Consider the following 23,188-nt stretch of genomic DNA (forward strand, 5'->3'; position numbering starts at 1 on the left):
GGGATCATCCCTTCACAGCGCCGGAAGTGAGCCCACCGACCGCCTTGCGTTGCAGAAACAGGAACAGGAGCAGGATCGGGATGGCGAACAGCGACGCTGCCGCCATGGTGGCACCCCAGTCGTCGCCGAAGGCGGTCTGGAATCTGGACAGCCACAGCGGAAGCGTCTGGGCCTCCGGGTCCTTGTTCAGGATGAGGACGAGCGGGAATTCGTTCCAGGCCGTGATGAAGCCGAAGAGCGAGGTGGCCATCAGGCCGGGGGCGAGCAGCGGGAAGATCACCCGGATGAACGCCTGCGGACGGGTGCAGCCGTCGACCATCGCCGACTCCTCCAGCTCCTTGGGGATCGCGGCCACGTAGGAGCGGAGCGTGAGGATGGTGAAGGGCAGCACCATGACCATGTAGAACAGGGTGAGCGGGAGCAGGCTGTTCAGCATGTCGCCGTCGCGCACCAGCATGTAGATGGCGATGACCAGGACTTCCCAGGGCGCCATCTGCGCGATCATGAACGTCACCAGGAAGCCGCGGCGCCCCTTGAACCGCATCCGGGCGAGGGCGAACGACGCGAGCAGCGCGATCAGCAGGGAGAGGCCGACCGCCGAGAGGGTGACGGTGAGCGAGTTGCCCACCAGGGTCCAGAAGTTCTCCGCGTCCACGGCCTTCCGGAAGTGTTCCAGGGTGGCTCCGGTCGGGAACCACACCGGGTCTTCCGAGATGATGTCCGAGGTCGGCTTGAGGGCCGTGGTGAACATCCAGTAGACGGGGAACGCGAAGCCGAGAAAGAGCACGACGGCGGTCGCGTTGGGCCACAGCCGGGCGAGCGGCGAGCGCTTCACAGCTCGTCCTCCTCTTGCCTGAGCACGATCCGGAGGTAGTAGGAGGTCAGCGCCAGCAGGACCGCGATGGTCAGCAGCGAGATCGCGGCGCCCATGCCGTAGTGCTGGTTGCCGACGCCCTCGATGAAGGCGTAGACGGGGAGGGTCTCGGTGAGCCGGTCGGGGCCGCCCTCGTTGATCGCGAAGACCTGGGCGAACGCCTTGAAGACCCAGATGACTTCGAGGAACGTCGTGGCCAGCAGGAACGGCTTGAGGAAGGGGAAGGTCACCGAGGTGAAGCTCTTCCAGCCGCCGGCGCCGTCGAGCGCGGCCGCCTCGTAGAGCTCGCCGGGGATGGTGGTGGTCGCGGCGTAGAGGTTGATCGCCACGAAGGGGATCGACTGCCAGACGATCAGCAGGGTGACGACGAAGAAGGTGGAGAACTGGCCGCCGGTCCAGTTGTAGTGCGCCATGGAGTGCCAGCCGAGCGCGTCCAGCACCCAGTTGACCACCCCGAAGCGGGCGGCGAAGAGCCACTGGAAGACGGTGGTACCGGCGATGGGCGGCATGGCCCAGGCGAGCACGAGACCGACCGAGAGCAGCAGCCGCATCTTGCTGCCGAGGCGGGCCAGCAGCAGTCCGACCAGGGTGCCCAGCAGCATGATCAGCACGACGTTGACCGCAGTGAAGATCACCGACCGCAGGGTGACCCGCCAGAAGTCCTCGCTGGTCAGCGTCTCGCGGTAGTTGTCGACCCCGTTCCACTCGGTGAGGTGCTGGATCAGCTGCCGCATATTGAGGTTCTGGAACGACAGCAGACCGTCCTTGACCAGCGGCCAGCCCAGCAGCAGCGCGGTCGCCGCCAGCGCGGGCAGCAGCAGGAGGTACGGGGCGGCGCCGGTCAGCCGTGCGCGCCCGGCGGCGCCCGGGGCCGGGCGGCGGGGCCCCGGCGGTGCCCCGCCCCGGCGGACCCCGGCCGCCGCCGGGCCGGGGTCCTGGCGTTCGGTCGCTACGGCCATCGGGCTCAACGCTCCTGGCTGAGGCGCTTGTTCATCTCGCCCTCGACCGACTTGGCCGCCTCGGCGGGCGACTTACCGGTGAGCACGGCGGTCATATAGGTCTTGACGGGGTTCGGGGCGTTCTCCACCGCTGCCCATTCGGGGATCAGCGGGGTGGTGCCGCCGGTCGCGGCGGCCGGGGCGGCCGCCTGCGCGGCGGGGTTGCCCTTGAGCTGCGCCTGGAGCGACTCCTTGTTGGGGATGACACCGCCTTCCTTGGCGAGCTGTCCCTCGTAGGTGTCATTGAGCGCGATCTTCAGGAACTCCTTGGCCAGCTCCTGCTTCTCGCTGCCCGCGGCGACCGCGAGGTTGGAGCCGCCGAGGAAGACGCCCTCGGGCTTGCCCGCGGTCTCGCCCGGGATGGTGAAGTAGCCGATGTCCTTCTCGATCTTCGGGTTGGCCTTGATGGCGATCCCGGCTTCCCAGCCCATGCCGATGAAGGCGCCGGTCTTGCCCTTGGCGAAGATCTCGCCCTGCTGCGGGGTGGCCTCGTCCTTGTCCTTGGGGGCCTTGCTGAAGGACTGGTACTGCTTGTAGATGTCCATGGCCTTGCCGACCTTGGGGTCGGCGAGGTTGGAGACCCACTTGTCGCCGTCCTTCTTCACCAGGTCGGCGCCGGTGCCGATGGTCAGCCCGTCGAAGAAGTACCAGTTCTGGCCCGGGAGATAGATCGGCTCGGCGTCGGTCTTCTTCTCGATGGTGTCGAGGTCACGGAAGAACTCGGTACGGGTCTTGGGGGTGTCCTTGATCCCGGCCTCGGCCCAGATCTTCTTGTTGTAGAGGACGACCCGGTTGGCCGCGTACCACGGCGCCGCGTACTGCTTGCCGTCGTAGACCGCGGACTTGTTGAGCGACTCCGACCAGTCGGCGCCGATCGACTTCTTCAGGTCACCGAGTTCGGCCAGTCCGCCGGTCTGTGCGTAGGACGGGGTCTGGGTGTTGCCGATCTCCAGCACATCCGGCGGGTCGGACTCCGAGAGCGCGGTGGTCACCTTCTGCTGAATGCCGTTCCACTGCTGGATCTCCAGCTTCAGCTTGGCGCCCGTCTTCTTCTCGAAAGCGGCCTTGACATCCTTCGTCCAGCCGTCCGGCGTGGAGCCGTCCATCGCCCAGACGGTGAGGGTCTGCCCCTTGAAACCGTCCGCTCCGGCCTTGTCGTCATCGCCGTCGGACCCACAGGCCGCGACGGATACCAGCATTGCCGCGACACCCGTCGCCGCTATGAGCCCACGCTTCACAGCACTCTCCTCAGAAGGCCGGATCAGGGGTTTAATGGTCCAGACCAGTGCCCGCAGCTTGGCCTAGACCTTTTGGGGTGTCAAGGGTGTATAAGAGTCGTCGGAGGCTCCGTTACCGGACCGACACTTCCCGACATCCGGACCGAGCGGCCGTCCGGAGCCGGGACCGTGCCACGATGTGAGGCGCTGGATTTCAAGAGGCTGGATTTCAAGAGACCGGTGACGGCGGTGGACGCCGGTGACGGCAGCGGACCAGGAGTCGGAAGGGCGCGCGATGGACACCGAGGGGGCAACGGCGGCAGCGGCGGCCACCACGACGGCCGAGAACGACGGCAACGGCTCCAATGGGGCACGCACCGCGCGCGTCCCGAAGTACTACCGCCTCAAGCGCCACTTGCTGGAGATGACCGAGACCCTGCCGCCGGGCACCCCGGTCCCACCGGAGCGCACCCTGGCCGCGGAGTTCGACACCTCGCGCACCACCGTGCGCCAGGCGCTCCAGGAACTGGTCGTCGAGGGGCGCCTGGAGCGGATCCAGGGCAAGGGCACGTTCGTGGCCAAGCCCAAGGTCTCCCAGGCGCTGCAACTCACCTCGTACACCGAGGACATGAAGGCCCAGGGCCTGGAGCCCACCTCCCAGTTGCTGGACATCGGCTATGTCACCGCCGACGACCGGCTCTCCGGGCTGCTGGACATCGCCGCCGGCGGGCGGGTGCTGCGCATCGAGCGGCTGCGGCTGGCCAGCGGTGAGCCGATGGCGATCGAGACCACCCACCTGTCCGCCAAGCGCTTCCCCGCGCTGCGCCGCAGCCTGGTGAAGTACACCTCGCTCTACACGGCGCTGGCCGAGGTGTACGACGTCCGGCTGGCCGAGGCCGAGGAGACCATCGAGACCTCGCTGGCCACCCCGCGCGAGGCGGGGCTGCTGGGCACGGACGTGGGGCTGCCGATGCTGATGCTCTCGCGGCACTCGCGGGACGCGTCCGGGGAGCCGGTGGAGTGGGTGCGGTCGGTCTACCGCGGGGACCGCTACAAGTTCGTGGCCCGGCTCCAGCGGCCGAACGACTGAGCCAGGTCACTGGGGCCGCGCCACCGGCCGGGGGCCGTGATACGGCTGACCGGCTATCTTTCTCATACCGATATACGGACGGGTAGTGACGACCGCCGGGCCCCGGGCTTAGATTTCCTGCGCATTACACAAATGATCAGCTCTGATCCAGGTGATCGACTGTGACGCAGGTGATGAGCCGAGGGGACTGGAGCCCGCCACATGTCAGACACGTCCGCTTCACCCGGCAGGAGACCGGTCGTGACGCCCACGCGCGTCGTGGCCGCTCTGTGCCTGATCGCCCCGTTCGTCGGGATGCTCTGGGTCGGTTCGTACGGCAAGGTCGAGCCGACCTTCATCGGGATCCCGTTCTTCTACTGGTACCAGATGCTCTGGGTGCCGGTCTCGGCCGTGCTGACCTCGGTCGCCTACGTCCTGGTCCGCCGTGAGCGGCGGGAGCGCAAGGGGGGTGACTCCGCATGAACGACGGAGTGAACGGCGTCGCGCTCGCCGTCTTCATCTTCTTCTTCGTGGCCGTCACGGTCATGGGCTTCCTGGCCGCGCGCTGGCGCGCCGCCGAGAACGCCAACAACCTCGACGAGTGGGGGCTGGGCGGCCGCAGCTTCGGCACCTGGATCACGTGGTTCCTGCTCGGCGGCGACCTGTACACCGCGTACACCTTCGTCGCCGTCCCGGCCGCGATCTACGCGACGGGCGCGGCCGGATTCTTCGCGGTCCCGTACACCATCCTGGTCTACCCGCTGATCTTCACCTTCCTGCCCCGGCTCTGGTCGGTGTCCCACAAGCACGGGTACGTCACCACCTCGGACTTCGTCCGCGGCCGCTTCGGCTCCAAGGGTCTTTCGCTGGCCGTCGCGATCACCGGCATCCTCGCCACCATGCCGTACATCGCCCTCCAGTTGGTGGGCATCCAGGCGGTGCTGGACGTGATGGGCGTCGGCGGCGGGGAGAACACCAACTGGTTCATCAAGGACCTGCCGCTGCTGATCGCCTTCGGTGTGCTCGCGGCCTACACCTACTCCTCGGGTCTGCGCGCCCCCGCGCTGATCGCGTTCGTCAAGGACACCCTGATCTACATCGTCATCGCGGTGGCGATCATCTACATCCCGATCAAGCTGGGTGGCTTCGACGACATCTTCAGCGCGGCGAACGACAAGTTCACCAAGGCCGGCGCGGGCGGGCTCGCACCCGCGGCGGAGGGCCAATGGGCGTACGGCACGCTGGCCCTGGGCTCGGCCCTCGCGCTGTTCATGTATCCGCACTCGATCACGGCGACGCTCTCCAGCCGCAGCCGTGAGGTGATCCGCCGCAACACCACGATCCTGCCGCTGTACTCGCTGATGCTGGGGCTGCTGGCGCTGCTGGGCTTCATGGCCATCGCCGCCGGGGTGAAGGTCGAGAACGGCCAGCTCGCCATCCCCCAGCTCTTCGAGAACATGTTCCCCGACTGGTTCACGGGCGTCGCCTTCGCCGCGATCGGCATCGGCGCGCTCGTCCCGGCGGCCATCATGTCGATCGCCGCGGCGAACCTCTTCACCCGCAACATCTACAAGGACTTCCTTCGGCCGAACGCCACGGCCGAGGAGGAGACCAAGGTCTCCAAACTGGTCTCGCTGCTGGTGAAGGTCGGTGCGCTGATCTTCGTGCTGGGCATGGACAAGACCGTCGCGATCAACTTCCAGTTGCTGGGCGGGATCTGGATCCTCCAGACCTTCCCGGCCCTGGTGGGCGGCCTGTTCACCCGCTGGTTCCACCGCTGGGCGCTGCTGGCGGGCTGGGCGGTCGGCATGGTCTACGGAACGTGGAAGGCGTACGACACCCCGAGCGGCACCCAGAAGCACTTCGGCAACACCGCGGATGTGCCCGGTATCGGCGAGATCGGCTACATCGGCCTCACCGCCTTCGTGCTCAACGTGGTGGTCACGGTCGTCCTGACGCTGATCCTGCGGGCGGTCAAGGCCCCGGACGGCGTGGACGAGACGTCCTCCGCCGACTACAAGGCGGACGCGGGCGACCCGGGCGTCCAGGTCGACCTCCCGCCCGCCACGGCGGGCGCCCCGGGCGGCCACTGACGCCTTGGCGGCGGGCCGCGCGGATCGATGACGGCGAACGGGCCGTCGGCTCCTTTCGGGGAGCCGACGGCCCGTTCGCGTGCGTACGGCGCCGATGTCAGGCGTCACGAGGCCGGTGCGGCCAGGTAGTCGCCGTGTTCCACGTCCTCGAGCAGGGTCGGATGCGTGGGCGTCCAGCCGAGCAGCTCCCGGGTGTGGGCGCTGGAGACGGGCGCGTCGAAGCCGTAGAAAGTGGCCATGGCCGGGCTGGGGAAATGCGTGGCGGCCTCCTCGGGGGTCAGGGAGACCGTGGGCAGGCCGAGGCCCCGGGCGATCGTCTCCGCGATGCTCTTGAAGCGGACGCCGCTCTCGGCCGCCCCGTGCAGCACACTCCCCGCCGGGGCCTTCTCCAGCGCCAGGCGGAACAGGACGGCCGCGTCGAGCCGATGGACCGCCGGCCACCGGTTGCCGCCGTCGCCGACGTAGGCCGAGACGCCGGTCTTCCGGGCGGTGGCGATGAGCATGCCGATGAAGCCGTAGTCCCCGGGGCCGTGGACGGTCGGAGCGAGCCGGACCACGCTCGCGCGTACCCCCTGGGCGGCGAAGCCCAGGCAGGCTCGCTCGCCCGGGATCCGGAAGCCGCCGATCCCTGCCGCGTCGGGCTCGTCCTTCTCGGTGCTCTCCCGCCCGCCGGGCATGACCAGCGTGCCGGAGGTGGAGACGAACGGCTTGCCCGAGTGCGCCAGCGCCCCGCCAAGCGCCTCGATCGCGGTCCGGTCGCGCCGCTCCAGGTCGTCGGGGTCGGCGAAGTCGCCGCCGAAGGCCATGTGCAGGACGCCGTCGGCGGCCTCGGCACCGCTCCGCAGGCTGTCGAGGTCTTCCAGGGAGCCACGGTGCGGTGTGGCGCCCAGCGACTCCAGCCGGGCGGCGGCGGTGTCCGAGCGCGCCAGACCGGTGACGGTGTGACCGGCGGCGATGAGCTCGGCGACGACGGTGGGGCCGGTCAGGCCGGAACCACCGGTAACGAAGACATGCATGGGACTCCCACTTAATGTCAGTGACTGGCGCTACTTAGCGCCAGTCACTGACCCTACGGTAGCGCCAGTCACTGACGCAACGAAGTGTCAGTCACTGGCATGTGCGGTAACCTCGGGGCGTGCCACGGAGCGGAGCAGAAGCGCGTCGCCGCCTTCAGCAGGCGGCCCTGGAGCTGTACCGGGAGCGCGGATTCGACCGGACCACCACGGCCGAGATCGCCGCGCGGGCCGGTGTCAACGAGCGCACGTTCTTCCGGCACTTCCCCGACAAGCGCGAGGTGCTCTTCGACGGCGAAGCCGACCTGCGCGCCACGCTGACGCGGGAGGTGGCCGAGGCGCCCGACGGCCTGCGACCGCTGGAGATACTGCTCCACGCCTTCCGGAACGCCGGACGGATCCTCGAGGAGAACCGCGCGTTCTCCGAACCACGGCTGGCGATCATCGCGGCGACGCCGACACTCCGCGAACGCGAGTTGGCCAAGGCGGCGTCCCTCACCGAAGCCGTGGCGGCGGCGCTGCGGCAGCGCGGTGTCGCCGACCGGCTGGCCGACCTGGCCGCCCAGACCGGCTGGGCCACCTTCCACCACGCGGCCGGGGCCTGGATCGACGACCCCGCACAGAGCCTGGACGCACACCTCCTCCGGGCCTTCGACGATCTGCGCGACCTCTCCGCGACCGTCCGAACGTGAGTACTGGTACCTAGGCCGTCCTGAGCGGCCGCGCGGATCCGGGACACCGGGGCCGGGACCTACCGTCCGGTATATGACCGAAAGTGAGGCGCCCGCCAGAAAGGGCGGCGATGGGTGGCGCGTCGGGTGCACCAGCGTGCTGGCACTGGCCGTGGCCGGACTCGCCGGGCTCGCCTACGCGGGCACCGATTCCACGTATCCCGACGTCGACCCCGAGAAGCGGGCGCGTCAGCTCTCCGGGTACTCCCGGGACGCCTACGCCGCGCTCGGCATCGACCGCACCGTGGAAGGCGGTTACGTCGATGTCGACAACCACAACACCTACGACTCCAACTACTGCTACCCGGACGGCCTGTTCAGCTTCGCCGACCCGCCCGTGGAAGGCGCGTACCAGCTGATCCACGGGTGGTCGATCGGAAAGGTGGACCGGGCGGAGGCACTGCCCGCGCTGCGCAGGGTGCGGGATCACCTCAAGGCGGAGGGGTGGCGCATCACGCGATTCGGCAAGGACGAGCAGCTCGAGGAGTGGAGCGTCAAGGCCGAGCGCGACGGCGGCTTCAGCACCGGGATCAGGTGGGAGGCGGAGTTCCGGCGACTCGGCGGGGGCAGCAGCGGGCCCTGCGCGATGGACCCGGACTGGAGCCAGGAGAAGGAGGAATCGTACGACTCCTACGGAGAGCCGGAACTGAACTCCTTCCCACCCGCTATGACGCCCGGTGGGCGTTAGGCGACGATCTCGAAGGCGTCGCAGGTGTGTTGCGGTGCGAGTTCGAACCAGAGCAGCTTGCCGCTCCGCCCGAAGAGCTCGTCGGCGAGGGCGTAACCGCCCCAGTTGTCGGCGCAGATCCGGACGATGAGGAGTCCACGGCCGTAGGTGGCCTCGGTGTTCGCGGCGGCCTCCGCGAGGGCGGACGAGCGGTCGAAGAGGGCCGGGGGCTTGTCGAAGGGCGGCGGGATGTCCGGATTGGTGTCCCACACGCTGATCCGCAGACGCCCCTCCTCCACGGCGCGGACACGCATTTCGGCCGGGCCGGTGGTGTGGCGGTAGGCGTTGGTGACCATCTCGCTCGCGACGAGGGTCGCGGGGTCGGTGAGTTCGCCCAGCCCGTGCCGGGCGAGGACCGCACGGAGGGTAGTCCGGGCGATGGCTACGGCGCGGGGGTCATGGGGCAGGCGTAGGGAGTAGGACCAGGGGGTTTCCGTTGCTGCGGTGGGCATGAAGTCTCCGGTTTGTGCGTGGAGTTGGACTGTGTCCGGGCACACACCGTAGCTCCGACCACATAAGGTATTCGACGCCATCGATAGAAGTGCTTGGGATACCACTCGTGTGAGTGACGCGCCTGTTGCGCATGAGCAGAGAGAATCGGCGAATGCCCCAGAGAAGTGTTCCGACAGCACGCCAACTCCGCCTCGGCACCGAGCTGCGCAGGCTTCGGGAGCGCGCCGGTTTGACGTCGACCGAGGCCGGGCGCCTGCTCGGCACCAATCAGACGGCCATCAGCAACATCGAGGCGAGCCGGTTCGGAGTCAGCGCGGAGCGCCTGCGAGCACTGGCGCGGAACTACTCGTGCGGGGACGAAGCCCTGATCGCGGCGCTCATCGACATGGCGGCACAGCGCAAGCGCGGCTGGTGGGAGGAGTACCGGGAAACCCTGCCCACCGGCTTGCTCGACCTCGCCGAACTCGAACACCACGCTGTTGCGCTGCGCACGGCCTACATCGCCCACATCCCCGGCCTGCTGCAAACGTCCGAGCATGCTCGGGAGATCTTCCGGCAGGCCGTGCCTGCTCTGCCTCCTCCAGACGTGGAACACCGCGTCTCGCACCGCGTAAAACGCCAGGCCATCCTCTATCGGGACAAGCCGACGCCCTATACGGCGATCGTCCATGAGGCTGCCCTGCGGATGCGCTTCGGCGGACCGGACATCGCACGAGCACAGCTCCGGCACATCCTCGACATGAGCGAGCACGATCACATCAAAGTGCTGGTGATCCCCTTCGACGCCGGGTCGTTCCCGGGATCGGGACAGTCCGTTTGCTACGCCACCGGGCCTGTCCCTCAGCTGGACACGGTGCAACTCGATGCGGAGTATGGCTCCGAACTCCTCGATGCAGCGGCCCAGCTGGAGAAGTATCGCGTCGTGCTGGATCGCATGGAGGCGGTCGCTCTGCCAGAGAACCAATCCCGTGACTTCATCCGGAAGATCGTCAGCACCCTGGAAGGTGAATGAGTTGTCCGCTCGCGACTGGCGAAAGTCCTCGTACAGCTCCGAAGGAAACGCCTGCCTCTACATCTCCGCACTCGACAACGCCACCATCCGGCTCCGCGAAAGCGACGAACCCGAGACCATCCTCACCACCACCCCCACCGCCCTCGGCGCCCTCATACGCAGCGCGAAGGCAGGGCGGCTCGACCACCTCGGCACAGCGTAAGGATCAGCGGTCGTCCGCGGCCTTCTCGGCCGCGGACCAGCCGACCAGGTCGTTCACGTAGCGCCGCATGAGCCGTTCCAGCTCCACCAGATCCCGGTCGCTCCACTGCTCGAACACCGGCTGGTTGAGGCGACCGCGCGCGGCGTCGATCGCGTCGATGACGCGGCGACCCTCCTCCGTGAGGAGGGCTTCCTTGACGCGGCGGTCTTCCGCGCTGGGGCGGCGCTCCACCAGGCCCAACTCCGCGAGCTTCGCGACCTGGCGGCTGACCGTGGTGTGGTCGCGGCCCGCTCGGTCGGCGAGCTCGACCACGCCGATCGGGGCGAACCGGTGGATGCCCACGATCAGCGGGAAGAGCGCGCGGTCGAGCTGGATGCCCGCTTCGGCGATGAGGATCTCGTCCCGGTGCGGCTGGTTCATGATCGCGATGAGGTCGATGATCGATTCATGCAGCCGTCGCTGCGTGACCTGCCGCTGGCGTCGTGTGGCCATGGCCCAGAGACTACCCGCGGCCGATGCGCAGCTTCACCGGATGGTGTCGAGGTGGGCCTCAATGGCGGGGAGGTCGGCGATGGCCGCTATGTATCCGTCGGGGCGGACGAGCGCCCACTGCCCGGCCGCCAGGCCGTACGCGTCGCGGAAGTGGCCCCCGGTGTCGCGCAGATCGCCGCGCGGGCCGGTGGTGTGGATGTGCAGGCCCTTGCGGCCGGTCGGGGCGGCGGCGCGGTCGGCCTCGTAGCCGAGCAGGGTCCAGTGGGGGCCCTGGAAGAGGCTGAACAGCCGGGTGTCGAGCCCTCCGGCGCCGGTGACGGGGGCGTCGGGGGCACGTTCCCCGGCCAGCGGGCCCTTGTCCCGATACGGCGTGGCGATCGTGAGGGGCGAGTCCACATAGCCGAGGTCGAGCTGGCTGACCTCGCGGCCCCGGCTGGTGAAGCGGCTCTTCGCGGCCTTCAGCAGCCGCTCGGAGAGGCCGAGGACGGCCTCGGCGATCGGGCGGCGCTCCCGCTCGTAGCTGTCCAGGAGGGAGTCCGGTGCGCCGTCCAGGACGGCGGCGAGCTTCCAGCCGAGGTTGTACGCGTCCTGCACGCCGGTGTTGAGGCCCTGCCCGCCGGTCGGCGGATGGACGTGGGCGGCGTCACCGGCCAGGAACACCCGGCCGTCCCGGTACGTGTCGGCCAGGCGGGCGTTCATCTCGAAGACGGACGCCCAGGACACCTCGCGGATCACGATGTCGGTGCGGCCGGCGCGCTCGTGGAAGAGGGCGGTCAGCCCCGCCGCCGAGACGTCGATGTCGACGCCGAAGGGGACGGGCGCCTGGTACTGGAACATGTCCGTGCCGTACAGCGGGCACAGTGACACCTGCGCGTCCGTGCCCTCGCCCCAGCGGTGCCAGGCGTCCGTCGAGACGCCGTCGGCGCGGACGTCGGCGACGACGGCCCGCACGTCGAGCGTCCTGCCCGGGAAGCCGATGTCCAGGGACTTGCGGACGAAGCTCCTTCCCCCGTCGGCGCCCACGAGGTAGGCGGCGCGCACGGTGCGCTCCCCGGACGGGGTGGCGATCCGCGCGGACACGCCGTCGCCGTCCTGGTCGATTCCGGTGAGCTCGTGGCCGTACAGCGGGGCGTGCCCCAGCTCGGCGAGCCGCTCGCGCAGACAGCGCTCGGTGAGGAACTGCGGTACCAGCAGCGGGATCTGGTACGGCTCCGCCGGCGTCGGGGCGGGCATCTCGATGGCGAACCGGTCGACCGGCCCCTCGTCCGCGTAGAAGCGCTGTACGGGGTACTCCCCGCCGGAGGCCACGATCCGGTCGATGACGCCGAGGTCCTCGAACACCTCCTGGCTGCGGGGCTGGATCCCCTTGCCACGGGACCCCATGAAGGGCCCGGCCGCCTTGTCGATCAGCAGGAAGCCGACATTTCTGCGGGCGAGGTCGATGGCGAGTGTCAGTCCGGCGGCACCGGCGCCGCAGATGAGCACTTCGGGTTCCGGGGTACGGGGCATGGCTCCGCCTTCCAGGAGTAAGTTCATCGCGTGCAGAATGCACACGATTGCATGGAACCGTCAAGCAGACCCCTGAGAATAAGCCTCACCTGTATGTGCGCTCAGCACATGAATCGATTCCTCATGATGGGCGGCCGGTGCGTCGGCCGACCGTGCCGAGCGAAACCGCCCGGCCGGGGCCCGGGCATCGGTGAAACGGTTGGGGGCCGTGCGGCCAAGTACCGGATGAAGGGATCACCGAGCACCTTGGAGGAACGGGTGCCCCTCATACCCGAACGACCCATGAGCCGGGGCGCGCCGCCGCGACCGGACGCCGCGGGATTCGCGGCGTTCTACGAGGAGAACTTCGACGCCGTCCTCGGCTTCGTGACCCGGCGCACGACCTGCCCGCAGGTGGCCGCGGACCTCACCGCCGACATCTTCGTCGCGGCGCTGGAGGCCGCCGGCCGGTACGACCCCGAGCGCGGGTCACCCGCCGCCTGGTTGTACGGCATCGCCCGTAACGTCCTGTCGTCCCATGTCCGGGGCAACGTCCGCGAGCGGCACGCGGTGGCCCGGCTGAACGGGCACCGGCTGCTGGACGAGGAGGACATCGCCGCGCTCGAGGAGCGGATCGACGCGGAACGGGCGGCGCGGGCGCTGGCCGAGCGGCACGGCGCGCTGAGCGAGCCGCTGCGCGAAGTCCTCGATCTGGTGGCCGTCGACGGCCTCACCCCGCGCGAGGCCGCCCAGGCCCTCGGGCTCAGCCAGGCGACGGTGCGGGTTCGTCTGCACCGCGCGAAGCGGGCGCTGCGCGCCGCGCACCCGGCCGGCGGAAAACGCGCCGAACACGCCGAACAAACCGATAGCACCGAACACACCTTGGAGGTTGTCTCATGAGCACGCCCACCGGATTCAAGCGGCGTCTGGCGTCGGAGCTGTCGGCCATGGCCACGGATCCGGCCCCCGTTCGGGCCACCCGGGCCCCGGCCCGTCGCTTCCGCGTCCGGTTCGCGGTCGCGGCGGTGGCGGCGGCCGCCGCCACGGCGGTGGTCGTGCCGACGCTGAGCGGCTCGGGTGCCTCGCCCGCGTACGCCGTGACCAAGCAGGACGACGGCTCGCTGATCCTTCGCCTGGACCGGCCCGAGGGCCTGCCCGGTCTGCAGAAGCAGCTCAAGGAGATGGGCGTGCGGGCGGCCGTCCTGGAGGGGGACGAGAACTGCCCCACGGGCATCCCGCCCCAAGCTCCCTGGGCCACCGCGGGCTACGCGTTGACGGTCTCGTCCGATCCCTGGAGCGCCGTCATCCACCCGGACCTGATCCCGGACGACACCGTCCTGCCGGACGGCAGGCGGGTCAAGGGCGCGACGCTGCTCATCGTGGCGGAGTTCGGCAAGGACCATACGACCAAGGGGGTGTCGTTCCGGCTGGTGCGGAAGGTCCCGAAGTGCAGCGTGCCGGGGATCGGCGGCGGCGGTCCGGACGCGCGCATGTGACGCGGGGCCGGTCACCGGGTCCTGCCGGAAGGGGCCCGGTGACCGGCGCGGTTTCGGCCGGATGCGCGCGTCAGACGTAGGTGAAGCCGCCGGGGACATTGACCGTGCCGAAGGCCGTCACCAGGGTGACGGTCGCGTTGCCGACCACCCCGGGCGGGGTGATGCCGGCCACTGTCGTGGAGGTGGCGGTCACACTGGTGGCGGGAGTGCCGTTGAACAGCACGCCCAGCACACCACCGAGGTTGGTGCCGGTGATGGTGAACGGGGTGCCGCCGGTGGCGGGTCCGGTGGCGGGCGTGATGGCGAGCGGCACCGGTGCGGGCGGCGGGACGAAGTAGGTGAAGCCACCGGGCACGTTGGTGCTGCCGCCGGGGCCGGTGAGGGTCACGGTGACGTGGCCGCCCGCGGGCGGGCCTGCCGGGGTGAAGCCGATCAGGCTGGTCCCGGCGGGGTTGATGGCCAGGATGGTCGAGGGGCTTCCGCCGAAGGTGACGCTGGTGACGCCGGTCAGATTGGTGCCTGTGATCACGTACACGGTGCCGCCGGTGGTCGGGCCCACGGTCGGGGTGATGGCGATGGCGATGGGCGGGGCCGGTGCCACGTAGGTGTACGGCAGGCCGTTGCTGGTCCCGGCGGCGGTGGTGACGGTGACCTGGACGGTCCCGGGCGCGTGCGGCGGGGCTATCACCACGATGCCGTCGTAGCCGGGGCTGCCGCCGCCACCGGGCCAGCCACCTCCGCCACCGCCCCAGCCACCGCCACCTCCGCCCCAGCCACCACCGCCGCCACCGCCGGGGTTGTCCTGGTAGACGATGGTGGCGGGCGTGCCGCCGAAGGACACGCTGGTGACGCCGCGCAGGTTCTGCCCGAACAGCCGGACGTAGTTGCCACCGGCGGCGGGGCCCGAGTCGGGCACCACGGCGAGCAGCGTCGGCGGTCCCACCGGCGGCCAGTAGCCCGCGGTGGCGGCGGCGTGGGTGGCGGCTTGGGTGGCGGCGGTCGCGAGAGCGGTCGAAGTCATGGTCGGTCCTCCGGGGAAGGGTTCGGGTGATGTGCGCCGACGGCGTGCCGACGGACGTGGACACACCACCGGTCAACGCCTCGTCATCACCGCGCGGTCGAGACAGGCCGCCACCGGAGGAACGGATGAGCCACGGGCGGCCGGTCGGGGCGCGGGAGCGGTGCGCGGATGAGGGCGGAGCCACGGGGCGGACGCCCGGCTCCTGGAGTGGCCGACGAGGTATGGGGCAGCCTCGGCGGCCACGTTTCCAGTTACCCACGCCCCTCCGCGTCACTCAAGGCCCTCAGACGGCCATCACTCGTTTGGCGCATCAGGATGCGCATGGCACCGAGCTTGTATGACAAGCGCTCGGCTATTCGGGCGAATGCCTGCCGAGAGGTATGGCTTGCCGTCGCCCGTCATGCCTCTAATGAGTGACATCGGCAGTGCCGACCCATCGGTGACATCAGCCGTGCCGACCCCCGCATGACCACCCGGGGAGGAAACGATCCGATGACCCTCGCCGCCTTCCTTCTCGCCCTCGGCACCACCTGCCGGATCACCCGCTTCATCACCAAGGACACCCTGGCGGCGGGGTTCAGGACCTGGGTCGCCGACCGCTTCGGCGACGACTCCCGCCCCACCTACCTGGTCAACTGCGGCTGGTGCACCAGCACATGGGTGGCCGCCGCCATCGCCGTCTACGCCTCCTTGCTGCACACCACCGCGTGGTTCCACCTCCCGGCCACCGCCCTGACGCTCTCCTACCTGGCCGGTGTCGCCTCGCGATGGCTGGACTGACCCCCACCCGAAACAAGACCCGAGCGAAAGGCAGGGAAAACCATGGCCTGCAACTGCGGCGGAACAGCACCTCAATGGCCGCCTCAGCCCGTTGTCGTCTATGAGTTGACGCTGCCGGACGGTACGGTCCGGCGCTACGTCACCCACCAGGAAGCCGACGCCGCCAACAGGCGCGCGGGGTACACCGGAGTGATCACCGCCGTCACCCAGTGACGCCGAGAACCCACCCCCGGCGCACGGCTACCCGGCTGTCAGTGGCCTGCGGCAGACTGCGGGCATGGACATCACGATCAGGCGCGCGCGGGACGAGGAACTGAACGCAATCGGGGAGCTCACCGCGCGGGTGTACCTGGGCGACGGGCTGCTGGACTTCGGGGACAGTGATCATTATCTCGCCACCCTGCGCGACGCCCGCCGCCGGGCCGCCGAGGCCGAGCTGCTGGTCGCGGCGGACGCGGCGAGCGACGAGGTCCTGGGCGCCGTGGCGTTCGCCGTGCACGGCGGGGCGTACGCGGAGCTGGCCCGCCCCGGCGAGGGCGAGTTCCGGATGCTGGCCGTCCGCCCCGAGTCGCGCCGCCGCGGCGCCGCCGAGGCGCTGGTGCGAGCCTGCCTGGACCGGGCCCGCGCACTGGGCCTGCGGCGGATAGTGATCAGCAGCCAGCAGTCGATGACCGCCGCCCACCGCCTGTACGAGCGGCTGGGCTTCACCCGTGCCCCGGAGCGCGACTGGGCGCCCCTGCCCGACACGGACATCACCCTCTGGGCCTTCACCGTGGAGCTGGGCGAGTCTGCCGCATAGCGCCCCTATACGCCGTTCCCCGTCAGCGCCGTGTGCCGGTGATCGCTCGGCGTGGTGCCGTACACACTGCGAAAGGCCCGGCTGAAATGCGCGTTGCTGGCGAATCCCCAGCGGCGGCCGATCGCCGCGACGGTCAGATGGCGCAGATGGGGGTTGGCGAGGTCCTGACGGCAGCGTTCGAGACGGCGGTGGCGGATCCAGGCCGCGGGCGTGGTCTCCTCGGCGGCGAGCAGTTGGTGCAGGTGCCTGAGGGAGATGTGGTGTGCGTCGGCGATGGCCTGCGGCGTGAGGCCGGGATCTCCGAGATGCCTTTCGGCGTGGTTGCCGATACGCGCGCGCAAGGCACGGCGGCGGGCTTCCGGACTGAGGTCCGCACCGGCGTGCAGGAGCGTCGTCAGGAGAGCGGTGAGCAGGTCGAGGGTGGCCTGAGCCAGGGTGAGGGCGTCCGCGGGTGCCAGTTCACGGGCACGGACGGTCAGGCTGGTCAGCCAGTTGGTGAGGACCGCGCCCAAGCCGTGGCGCACATCGATGGTGACGGCGGTGAGGCGGTCGATGTGCCTGGCCGACTGGGGCAGGCGTGCGCGAGGACACTGAAGGACGAGGGAGATGGTGCCCAGGCTGTGCCCGCACTGCCTTTCACCGGGGTGAGAGGTGCTGAGCAGGGCGCACTGACCGGCCCGTAAGGTGGCTTCCCGGCCTTGCTGGCGCACGACGGCGCTGCCTTCGAGGAGAAGGGTGAGCACATATGCCTCGGGGTCGAAGGCGCGGATCTGCCCGGCGGTTCTGTGGACCCGCACCGGGGGGTGATCCAGCGCGGCCACCAGGACGTCGCCCAGGGCCAGGACACGCATCGAGGCGCGGAAGTCCCCTTCGTCGTCACTGCGCACAAAGGCGGGTGTCAAGGACTGGTTGGCCAGCTCCACCCAGGCGGCGAACCGCTCCTTCGCGGGCAGGGTTTCCGTGTTCAACTCGGTCACCAGCATCCGTATCCCCCGTTGCGACGGCCACCGGACAGCAGCCGTCACCGTGCCGGAACGCTCGTGGCGAAACCTTGAACGAACCTTGAATGTGAGACCGTTGCCGGATGAGCCGCATCGAGAGCGCGCACTCGGCCCGACCGCTGATCCGCTTACTCGGCGAGATCACGGTGCGGACCGCTGACGGGGGGTACGTCTCCGCGGGGCCGGCGAAGCAGGGCTGCACACTGGCGATCCTCGCGCTCCGGGCCGGTCAACTGGTCAGCGTGGACGCCCTGATCGAACGGGTCTGGGACGACGCCCCGCCCCGCGCCGCCCGGGCCAGCCTGCACAGCTATGTCGCCCGGCTGCGCAAACTGCTGGAGCACGACGACACCCCGGGTACCGGCTCCTCTCCGCTGCTCCGCCGGTCGGGCGGTTACGTCCTGGCGGTGGACCCCGAACGGGTGGACGTCCACCTGATGCGTGCGCTCGGCCGGAAGGGCAGGAAAGCCGCGGAAGAACACGACCACCAGGGCGCCGGGCAGCTCTACCGCCGGGCCGCCGAGCTCTGGAGCGGCGAGGCCCTGGGCAGCCTCGGCGGCGACTGGGCCGCGCGGAACAGGGCCGGGCTTCAGCAGGAGCGGCTGGCCCTGCTGGCCGAGCTGTACGAGGCGGAGCTGCGTATCGGCCGACACGAGGCGATCCTCCCCGAGCTCGCGAAGCTGATCGCCGACCATCCGCTGGACGAGCGCCTGGCCGTCCAGTACCTGCTCGCCCTCTACCGCTGCGGACGCCCGGCCGACGCGCTCAAGCACTACGAGCGCGTCCGGGAGCAGCTCGCCGAGGAGCTCGGCACCGACCCCACTCCGCGGCTGAGGGAATTGCACCAGCAGATCCTCACCACCGCTCCCGAGCTGTCCGTTCCGGATCAGCCGGGGGCGGCGACGTTACCGGTGCCGCGCCAGCTTCCGGCCCCGCCCCCGCTGTTCACCGGGCGGGCGCGGGAACTCGACCGTCTGGACCGGGGGTGGGCGGAGCGGGGCGACCGGGTGGTGATCGCCACGGTCGGTGGTCCCGGCGGCATCGGGAAGACATGGCTGGTGTTGCGCTGGGCACACGACCATCTGGCCGACTTCCCGGACGGCCAGCTCTACGTCGACCTGCTCGGCTTCGACCCCTCGAAGGAACCCCTGCCCCACGAGGCGGTGCTGCAGAGCTTCCTCGGCGCCCTGGGCGTCGAGCCGGGATCGATTCCGGCCGGCCAACAGTCCCAGATGGGCCTGTACCGCAGCCTCACCGCGGGCCGCCGAATGCTGATCGTGCTGGACAACGCGCACAGCGCCGCCCAGGTGCTGCCCCTGATACCCGGCAGCCCCGACTGCGGTGTGCTGGTGACCAGCCGCAATCAGCTCGTCGGGGTGACCATGCAGCACGGGGCGGACCACCTGACCCTGGATGTGCTGGACGAACACGAATCCCGGCACCTGCTCACCAGCCGCCTCGGTCATCACCGCACGGCGGCCGAGCCGGCTGCCGTGTCCGAACTGATCAGCCATTGCGCCGGGTTGCCGCTGGCGCTCGGCCTGGTGTCCGCGCACGGTACCGTCCGCCCCCACGCTCCGCTCTCATCGCTGGCCGAGGACCTCCGCGAGGCGGCCGGCCGACTGGACACCCTGGAGGCCGACGGCCTGGACGGCGGTCTGCGGGCCGCCTTCACCTCCTCGTACCTGGCCCTGTCCCCCGCGGCGGCCGAGGTGTTCGGCCTGCTCGGGCTGGCACCCGGGCCCGACATCGGCCAGCCGGCCATCGTCCGCCTCACCGCCCTGCCCGCCCCACGCGTACGCGCGGTGCTGCAGGAGCTGATCCGCGCGCACCTGCTGCGCGAGGACCGTCCCGGCCGGTACCGCATGCACGATCTGCTGCGCCTTTACGCGGTGGAGCAGGCCCACCGGACCGGCGGGCGGGAGGAGCGCTCCACGGCGCTGCGACGGCTGGTCGACTTCTACCTCCACACCGCCCGCGGCGCCGAACGGCTGCTGCACCCGCACCGCATGCGGATCGACTTCCCGGAGCCGTCCGCCGACCCGCTGGCCATGGCCGACCAGGCTGAGGCACTGGCCTGGCTGGAGGACCAACACGCCGGGCTGCTGGCGGCCCAGCGGCTCGCCGCCGACTCGGGCTGGGACGAGGTGGTGTGGCGGATCGCCTGGGTGCTGGACACCTTCCACCGCCGCAACGGCCATCTGCACGCTCAGCTCGCCGCCTGGCGGGAGGGGCTGGAGGCCACCCGACGGCTCGGCGACCCGGCGGCGAAGACGCTCGCCCACCGCAACCTCGGCATAGCCTGCATCCGCTCCGACCTCCACGAGGAGGCGCTGGACCACCTTGACCAGGCACTGTCCATGACCAAGCTCTCCGGGGACGTCACTCAAACGGCCCACACCCACCTGGTGCTGGCCTACGCCTGGGAACGCCGCGGATACGATCAGGAGGCGCTGGACCACGCCGGTCACGCCCTCACCCTCTTTCAGACCCTGGACACGCCGGTCTGGGAAGCCCAAGCGCACAACCAGGTCTGCCTGTACTCCGCCCGGCTGGGGGCGTACGAGAAGGCACGCACCCACGGGGAGACCTCGCTCGCCCTGTTCCGCCGCCACCAGGAGCGCGACGGTGAGGCGGACGCCCTCGGCACCCTCGGCCGGCTGGCCCACCAGAGCGGGCAGTACGCCCTGGCCGTGACCCGCTTCACGGAGGCTCTGCGCCTGCTGCGGGACATGGGCCACGCCTACGGCGAGGCCGAGACCCTGGACCGGCTGGGTCAGGTCCACGCCGAGCTCGGCGAACTCGATGAGGCCCGCCGTTGCTGGCAGGAGGCGCTCGCCCAGTACCTGGCACAGCACCGCGCCGAGGATGCCCGGCGGGTGCGGGACCGCCTGAGCCGCGGCGGCGGCTGACCGGCAGGCTCGCCGCATGGCGGGCCGCACGCCCCAGGTCATGGGCCACCCCGGAACGCATTAGCACATTCATACGAAACTCCGCACCTCCCGACACAAGATATGGGGGTGCGTGCGTCGGCTGACACAAGATGTATGCTCGTCCTCGCTGTCGCCGCAGGGGAATCCGGTGGGAATCCGGAACTGTCCCGCAACGGTGTACGTGTGCGCTCAATCCGGCGTGCCCGTGAGTCCGAGCACCTGCCGACGGCCCTGTGAACACGTCCCCCGGCCTCGAGGGTTGGGCCGATGGACGCTGCGTGGTGTGCCTGGCGTACGAGGAGTGCGGCATCGGCATGCCCGTACGCGCCCATCGCACCACCCTCGCGGTCCAGCCGACCGAGGGAGAGCACCTCAGTGACCATCGCGCCCGCCGATCCGGTTTCAGCGCAGGCGGCTTCTCAGGCAGCGGACGACGCGCCCGGGACCGCCCTGCTACGGACTCTTACCGGACTCACCGCCGACCTGCCCGCCACCGACCCCGGCAAGGTGGCGGCCGCCGCCCTGCGCGGCCGTCATCCCGGCTCGGACGAGGCGGAGTTGCGCGGGCTCGCGACCGAGGCGGCGGCCGGGCTGATCGCCGAGGAGCCGGAGTACTCGCGGCTCGCGGCGCGGCTGCTGGCGCTGACCATCACGGAGGAGGCGGCCGGGCAGGGCGCGGTCTCCTTCTCGACCTCCGTCCGGGTGGGCCATCGCGAGGGCCTGCTCGCCGACTCCACCGCCGAGTTCGCCGCCACCCACGCCGAGCGGCTGGACGCACTGGTGGAGCGGGCCCTGGCCGACGGCGCCGACAACCGCTTCGGCTACTTCGGGCTGCGCACCCTCTACAGCCGCTATCTGCTGCGCCACCCGATCACCCGTCAGGTGATCGAGACCCCGCAGCACTTCCTGCTGCGCGTGGCCTGCGGGCTCGCCGAGAACCTCTCGGAGCGGGCGCTGGACGACGTGGCCGAGCTCTACCGGCTGACCAGCACGCTGTCGTATCTGCCCAGCTCCCCCACGCTGTTCAACTCCGGCACCCGGCATCCGCAGATGTCGTCCTGCTATCTGCTGGACTCGCCGCTGGACGAGCTGGACTCGATCTACAACCGCTACCACCAGGTGGCGCGGCTGTCGAAGCACGCGGGCGGCATCGGTCTGTCCTACTCCCGCATCCGGGCGCGCGGTTCGCTGATCCGGGGCACCAACGGGCACTCAGGCGGCATCGTGCCGTTCCTGCGCACGCTCGACGCCTCGGTGGCCGCCGTCAACCAGGGCGGCCGGCGCAAGGGCGCGGCCTGTGTCTACCTGGAGACCTGGCACGCGGACCTCGAGGAGTTCCTGGAGCTGCGGGACAACACCGGCGAGGACGCGCGCCGCACCCACAACCTCAACATCGCCCACTGGATCCCGGACGAGTTCATGCGCCGGGTCGAGGCGGATGCCGACTGGTCGCTGTTCTCCCCGGTCGACGCGCCCGCCCTGGTGGACCTGTGGGGCGAGGAGTTCGACGCCGCGTACCGCGAGGCCGAGGCCGAGGGGAAGGCCGTCAAGAAGGTCCCGGCGCGCCAGTTGTACGCCCGGATGATGCGCACCCTCGCCCAGACCGGCAACGGCTGGATGACGTTCAAGGACGCCGCCAACCGCACCGCCAACCAGACCGCCGAGCCCGGCAGGGTCGTCCACTCCTCCAACCTCTGCACCGAGATCCTGGAGGTCACCGACGACGGCGAGACCGCCGTGTGCAACCTCGGATCGGTCAACCTCGCCGCGCACCTGGACGAGGACGGGCAGTTGGACTGGGAGCGCCTCGACGCCACCGTCCACACCGCCGTGACCTTCCTCGACCGCGTGGTGGACATCAACTTCTACCCCACCGAGGAGGCCGGTGCCTCCAACTCCCGCTGGCGCCCGGTGGGTCTGGGCCTGATGGGGCTCCAGGACGTCTTCTTCCGGCTGCGGCTGCCGTTCGACTCGCCCGAGGCCACGGCGCTCTCCACGCGGATCTCCGAGCGCATCATGCTCGCCGCGTACGAGGCGTCCTGCGAGCTCGCCGAGCGCCACGGCCCGCACCCCGCCTGGGCCGAGACCCGCACCGCGCGCGGTGTGCTGCACCCGGACCACTACCCGGACGCGGTGGCCACCTGGCCGGAGCGCTGGCAGGCGCTGCGCGCGCGGATGGCGAAGTCCGGGATGCGGAACTCGCTGCTGCTGGCGATCGCGCCGACCGCGACCATCGCCTCCATCGCGGGCGTCTACGAGTGCATCGAGCCGCAGGTCTCCAACCTCTTCAAGCGCGAAACGCTCAGCGGGGAGTTCCTCCAGGTCAACTCCTACCTGGTGGACGACCTCAAGAAGCTGGGCGTCTGGGACGCCCGGACCCGTGAGGCGCTGCGCGAGGCCAACGGCTCGGTCCAGGACTTCTCCTGGGTGCCCGCGGACGTACGGGAGCTGTACCGCACCGCGTGGGAGATCCCGCAGCGCGCCCTGATCGACATGGCGGCGGCCCGCACGCCGTACCTCGACCAGAGCCAGTCGCTGAACCTCTTCATGGCGGCGCCGACCATCGGCAAGCTCAGCTCGATGTACGCGTACGCCTGGAAGCGCGGCATCAAGACCACGTACTACCTGCGCTCGCGTCCGGCCACCCGGATCGCCCAGAGCGCCCGGGGCGGCGCCGCCACGGCCACCGTCCCCGTCCAGCAGGCACCGGCCGAGGACGAGGCCGTCGCCTGCTCCCTGGAAAACCCCGAGTCCTGCGAGGTCTGCCAGTAATGCCCACCGCATCCGAG

The 23,188-nt window shown here is 70.1% G+C and carries 23 protein-coding genes and 1 riboswitch; of the genes, 14 read left to right on the forward strand and 9 right to left on the reverse strand.

The window, feature by feature from the left end; all coding sequences use genetic code 11:
• Positions 1-4: 4 nt before the first annotated feature.
• The 3 genes from ACZ6TD_RS17645 to ACZ6TD_RS17655 are packed head-to-tail and all read right to left on the reverse strand — an operon-like array spanning position 5 to position 3,110.
• Positions 5-835 (reverse strand): carbohydrate ABC transporter permease, encoded by an 831-nt coding sequence (locus ACZ6TD_RS17645; protein ID WP_471355057.1) that lies wholly within the window; start codon positions 833-835, stop codon positions 5-7.
• Positions 832-1,833 (reverse strand): carbohydrate ABC transporter permease, encoded by a 1,002-nt coding sequence (locus ACZ6TD_RS17650; protein WP_471355060.1) that lies wholly within the window; start codon positions 1,831-1,833, stop codon positions 832-834. The genes ACZ6TD_RS17645 and ACZ6TD_RS17650 overlap by 4 nt, the downstream gene beginning before the upstream one ends.
• 5 nt (positions 1,834-1,838) lie before the next feature.
• Positions 1,839-3,110 carry an extracellular solute-binding protein gene (locus tag ACZ6TD_RS17655; protein ID WP_471355061.1) on the reverse strand — a complete coding sequence of 424 codons (1,272 nt, stop codon included), beginning with the start codon at positions 3,108-3,110 and terminating at the stop codon, positions 1,839-1,841.
• A 274-nt stretch (positions 3,111-3,384) separates the two neighbouring features.
• On the opposite strand from ACZ6TD_RS17655, the gene ACZ6TD_RS17660 reads away from it, so the two are divergent.
• The 3 genes from ACZ6TD_RS17660 to mctP all read left to right on the forward strand — a co-directional run bounded on the left by ACZ6TD_RS17660 (position 3,385) and on the right by mctP (position 6,251).
• The gene (locus tag ACZ6TD_RS17660) at positions 3,385-4,179 is read left to right on the forward strand and encodes a GntR family transcriptional regulator (RefSeq protein WP_471357818.1); all 795 of its coding nucleotides are present in this window, start codon (positions 3,385-3,387) and stop codon (positions 4,177-4,179) included.
• Positions 4,180-4,380: 201 nt separating this feature from the next.
• The gene (locus ACZ6TD_RS17665; RefSeq protein ID WP_164436459.1) at positions 4,381-4,641 is read left to right on the forward strand and encodes a DUF3311 domain-containing protein; all 261 of its coding nucleotides are present in this window, start codon (positions 4,381-4,383) and stop codon (positions 4,639-4,641) included.
• Positions 4,638-6,251, forward strand: a complete 1,614-nt coding sequence (mctP, locus tag ACZ6TD_RS17670; protein WP_471355064.1) for a monocarboxylate uptake permease MctP — start codon at positions 4,638-4,640, stop codon at positions 6,249-6,251. Before ACZ6TD_RS17665 ends, mctP begins: the two co-directional genes overlap by 4 nt.
• A 104-nt stretch (positions 6,252-6,355) precedes the next feature.
• Here the strand turns inward: mctP and ACZ6TD_RS17675 are convergent, their stop codons facing one another.
• On the reverse strand, positions 6,356-7,267 hold the full coding sequence (locus tag ACZ6TD_RS17675; RefSeq protein ID WP_471355066.1) for an SDR family oxidoreductase: 912 nt from the start codon (positions 7,265-7,267) through the stop codon (positions 6,356-6,358).
• 119 nt (positions 7,268-7,386) lie between these two features.
• On the opposite strand from ACZ6TD_RS17675, the gene ACZ6TD_RS17680 reads away from it, so the two are divergent.
• Both ACZ6TD_RS17680 and ACZ6TD_RS17685 read left to right on the forward strand, forming a co-directional pair.
• Entirely contained in the window at positions 7,387-7,956 is a 570-nt protein-coding gene (locus ACZ6TD_RS17680; RefSeq protein ID WP_471355068.1) for a TetR family transcriptional regulator, read from the forward strand.
• A gap of 73 nt (positions 7,957-8,029) precedes the next feature.
• Entirely contained in the window at positions 8,030-8,683 is a 654-nt protein-coding gene (locus ACZ6TD_RS17685) for a hypothetical protein (RefSeq protein ID WP_471355069.1), read from the forward strand.
• Here the strand turns inward: ACZ6TD_RS17685 and ACZ6TD_RS17690 are convergent.
• Positions 8,680-9,174, reverse strand: coding sequence for an ATP-binding protein (locus ACZ6TD_RS17690; RefSeq protein WP_471355071.1), 495 nt, complete (start codon positions 9,172-9,174; stop codon positions 8,680-8,682). The two genes, ACZ6TD_RS17685 and ACZ6TD_RS17690, sit on opposite strands and share 4 nt — an antisense overlap.
• A 152-nt stretch (positions 9,175-9,326) precedes the next feature.
• Between ACZ6TD_RS17690 and ACZ6TD_RS17695 the strand changes: the two genes are divergently transcribed.
• Complete coding sequence (locus ACZ6TD_RS17695) at positions 9,327-10,187, forward strand: helix-turn-helix domain-containing protein (RefSeq protein WP_471355073.1); 861 nt, start codon at positions 9,327-9,329, stop codon at positions 10,185-10,187.
• Positions 10,180-10,389, forward strand: coding sequence for a DUF397 domain-containing protein (locus ACZ6TD_RS17700; RefSeq protein ID WP_471355076.1), 210 nt, complete (start codon positions 10,180-10,182; stop codon positions 10,387-10,389). The genes ACZ6TD_RS17695 and ACZ6TD_RS17700 overlap by 8 nt, the downstream gene beginning before the upstream one ends.
• A gap of 3 nt (positions 10,390-10,392) precedes the next feature.
• Here the strand turns inward: ACZ6TD_RS17700 and ACZ6TD_RS17705 are convergent, their stop codons facing one another.
• Both ACZ6TD_RS17705 and ACZ6TD_RS17710 read right to left on the reverse strand, forming a co-directional pair.
• Positions 10,393-10,881, reverse strand: a complete 489-nt coding sequence (locus ACZ6TD_RS17705; protein ID WP_137979473.1) for a MarR family winged helix-turn-helix transcriptional regulator — start codon at positions 10,879-10,881, stop codon at positions 10,393-10,395.
• 33 nt (positions 10,882-10,914) lie between these two features.
• Positions 10,915-12,390 carry an FAD-dependent oxidoreductase gene (locus tag ACZ6TD_RS17710; protein WP_471355078.1) on the reverse strand — a complete coding sequence of 492 codons (1,476 nt, stop codon included), beginning with the start codon at positions 12,388-12,390 and terminating at the stop codon, positions 10,915-10,917.
• Positions 12,391-12,648: 258 nt separating this feature from the next.
• Between ACZ6TD_RS17710 and ACZ6TD_RS17715 the strand changes: the two genes are divergently transcribed.
• On the forward strand, positions 12,649-13,269 hold the full coding sequence (locus ACZ6TD_RS17715) for an RNA polymerase sigma factor (protein ID WP_471355080.1): 621 nt from the start codon (positions 12,649-12,651) through the stop codon (positions 13,267-13,269).
• Complete coding sequence (locus ACZ6TD_RS17720; protein WP_471355082.1) at positions 13,266-13,865, forward strand: hypothetical protein; 600 nt, start codon at positions 13,266-13,268, stop codon at positions 13,863-13,865. Before ACZ6TD_RS17715 ends, ACZ6TD_RS17720 begins: the two co-directional genes overlap by 4 nt.
• A gap of 70 nt (positions 13,866-13,935) precedes the next feature.
• Here the strand turns inward: ACZ6TD_RS17720 and ACZ6TD_RS17725 are convergent, their stop codons facing one another.
• The gene (locus ACZ6TD_RS17725) at positions 13,936-14,886 is read right to left on the reverse strand and encodes an IPT/TIG domain-containing protein (protein WP_471355083.1); all 951 of its coding nucleotides are present in this window, start codon (positions 14,884-14,886) and stop codon (positions 13,936-13,938) included.
• Positions 14,887-15,378: 492 nt separating this feature from the next.
• On the opposite strand from ACZ6TD_RS17725, the gene ACZ6TD_RS17730 reads away from it, so the two are divergent.
• From ACZ6TD_RS17730 to ACZ6TD_RS17740, 3 genes are all read left to right on the forward strand, one after another.
• Positions 15,379-15,666 (forward strand): hypothetical protein, encoded by a 288-nt coding sequence (locus ACZ6TD_RS17730; protein WP_471355085.1) that lies wholly within the window; start codon positions 15,379-15,381, stop codon positions 15,664-15,666.
• Positions 15,667-15,708: 42 nt separating this feature from the next.
• Positions 15,709-15,879, forward strand: a complete 171-nt coding sequence (locus ACZ6TD_RS17735; protein WP_471355087.1) for a DUF7196 family protein — start codon at positions 15,709-15,711, stop codon at positions 15,877-15,879.
• A gap of 64 nt (positions 15,880-15,943) precedes the next feature.
• Positions 15,944-16,465 (forward strand): GNAT family N-acetyltransferase, encoded by a 522-nt coding sequence (locus ACZ6TD_RS17740; RefSeq protein ID WP_471355089.1) that lies wholly within the window; start codon positions 15,944-15,946, stop codon positions 16,463-16,465.
• Between the two features lie 5 nt (positions 16,466-16,470).
• Here the strand turns inward: ACZ6TD_RS17740 and ACZ6TD_RS17745 are convergent, their stop codons facing one another.
• Positions 16,471-17,442, reverse strand: a complete 972-nt coding sequence (locus tag ACZ6TD_RS17745; protein WP_471355091.1) for an AraC-like ligand-binding domain-containing protein — start codon at positions 17,440-17,442, stop codon at positions 16,471-16,473.
• Between the two features lie 107 nt (positions 17,443-17,549).
• Here ACZ6TD_RS17745 and ACZ6TD_RS17750 point away from each other — a divergent pair, with 107 nt between their 5' ends.
• Both ACZ6TD_RS17750 and ACZ6TD_RS17755 read left to right on the forward strand, forming a co-directional pair.
• Complete coding sequence (locus ACZ6TD_RS17750) at positions 17,550-20,378, forward strand: AfsR/SARP family transcriptional regulator (RefSeq protein ID WP_471355093.1); 2,829 nt, start codon at positions 17,550-17,552, stop codon at positions 20,376-20,378.
• A gap of 135 nt (positions 20,379-20,513) precedes the next feature.
• Positions 20,514-20,640, forward strand: a riboswitch (cobalamin riboswitch).
• A 134-nt stretch (positions 20,641-20,774) separates the two neighbouring features.
• The gene (locus ACZ6TD_RS17755) at positions 20,775-23,171 is read left to right on the forward strand and encodes a ribonucleoside-diphosphate reductase subunit alpha (RefSeq protein ID WP_471355094.1); all 2,397 of its coding nucleotides are present in this window, start codon (positions 20,775-20,777) and stop codon (positions 23,169-23,171) included.
• Positions 23,172-23,188 lie beyond the last annotated feature (17 nt).

The sequence above is a fragment of the Streptomyces yongxingensis genome (assembly GCF_055597465.1).

Excerpts from the sequence above, each read along its gene's own strand:
- ACZ6TD_RS17650 (WP_471355060.1), bottom strand. The coding sequence starts at position 1,833 with ATGGCCGTAGCGACCGAACGCCAGGACCCCGGCCCGGCGGCGGCCGGG.
- ACZ6TD_RS17660 (WP_471357818.1), top strand. The coding sequence starts at position 3,385 with ATGGACACCGAGGGGGCAACGGCGGCAGCGGCGGCCACCACGACGGCC.
- ACZ6TD_RS17665 (WP_164436459.1), top strand. The coding sequence starts at position 4,381 with ATGTCAGACACGTCCGCTTCACCCGGCAGGAGACCGGTCGTGACGCCC.
- mctP (WP_471355064.1), top strand. The coding sequence starts at position 4,638 with ATGAACGACGGAGTGAACGGCGTCGCGCTCGCCGTCTTCATCTTCTTC.
- ACZ6TD_RS17675 (WP_471355066.1), bottom strand. The coding sequence starts at position 7,267 with ATGCATGTCTTCGTTACCGGTGGTTCCGGCCTGACCGGCCCCACCGTC.
- ACZ6TD_RS17685 (WP_471355069.1), top strand. The coding sequence starts at position 8,030 with ATGACCGAAAGTGAGGCGCCCGCCAGAAAGGGCGGCGATGGGTGGCGC.
- ACZ6TD_RS17690 (WP_471355071.1), bottom strand. The coding sequence starts at position 9,174 with ATGCCCACCGCAGCAACGGAAACCCCCTGGTCCTACTCCCTACGCCTG.
- ACZ6TD_RS17695 (WP_471355073.1), top strand. The coding sequence starts at position 9,327 with ATGCCCCAGAGAAGTGTTCCGACAGCACGCCAACTCCGCCTCGGCACC.
- ACZ6TD_RS17705 (WP_137979473.1), bottom strand. The coding sequence starts at position 10,881 with ATGGCCACACGACGCCAGCGGCAGGTCACGCAGCGACGGCTGCATGAA.
- ACZ6TD_RS17710 (WP_471355078.1), bottom strand. The coding sequence starts at position 12,390 with ATGCCCCGTACCCCGGAACCCGAAGTGCTCATCTGCGGCGCCGGTGCC.
- ACZ6TD_RS17720 (WP_471355082.1), top strand. The coding sequence starts at position 13,266 with ATGAGCACGCCCACCGGATTCAAGCGGCGTCTGGCGTCGGAGCTGTCG.
- ACZ6TD_RS17725 (WP_471355083.1), bottom strand. The coding sequence starts at position 14,886 with ATGACTTCGACCGCTCTCGCGACCGCCGCCACCCAAGCCGCCACCCAC.
- ACZ6TD_RS17730 (WP_471355085.1), top strand. The coding sequence starts at position 15,379 with ATGACCCTCGCCGCCTTCCTTCTCGCCCTCGGCACCACCTGCCGGATC.
- ACZ6TD_RS17735 (WP_471355087.1), top strand. The coding sequence starts at position 15,709 with ATGGCCTGCAACTGCGGCGGAACAGCACCTCAATGGCCGCCTCAGCCC.
- ACZ6TD_RS17740 (WP_471355089.1), top strand. The coding sequence starts at position 15,944 with ATGGACATCACGATCAGGCGCGCGCGGGACGAGGAACTGAACGCAATC.
- ACZ6TD_RS17750 (WP_471355093.1), top strand. The coding sequence starts at position 17,550 with ATGAGCCGCATCGAGAGCGCGCACTCGGCCCGACCGCTGATCCGCTTA.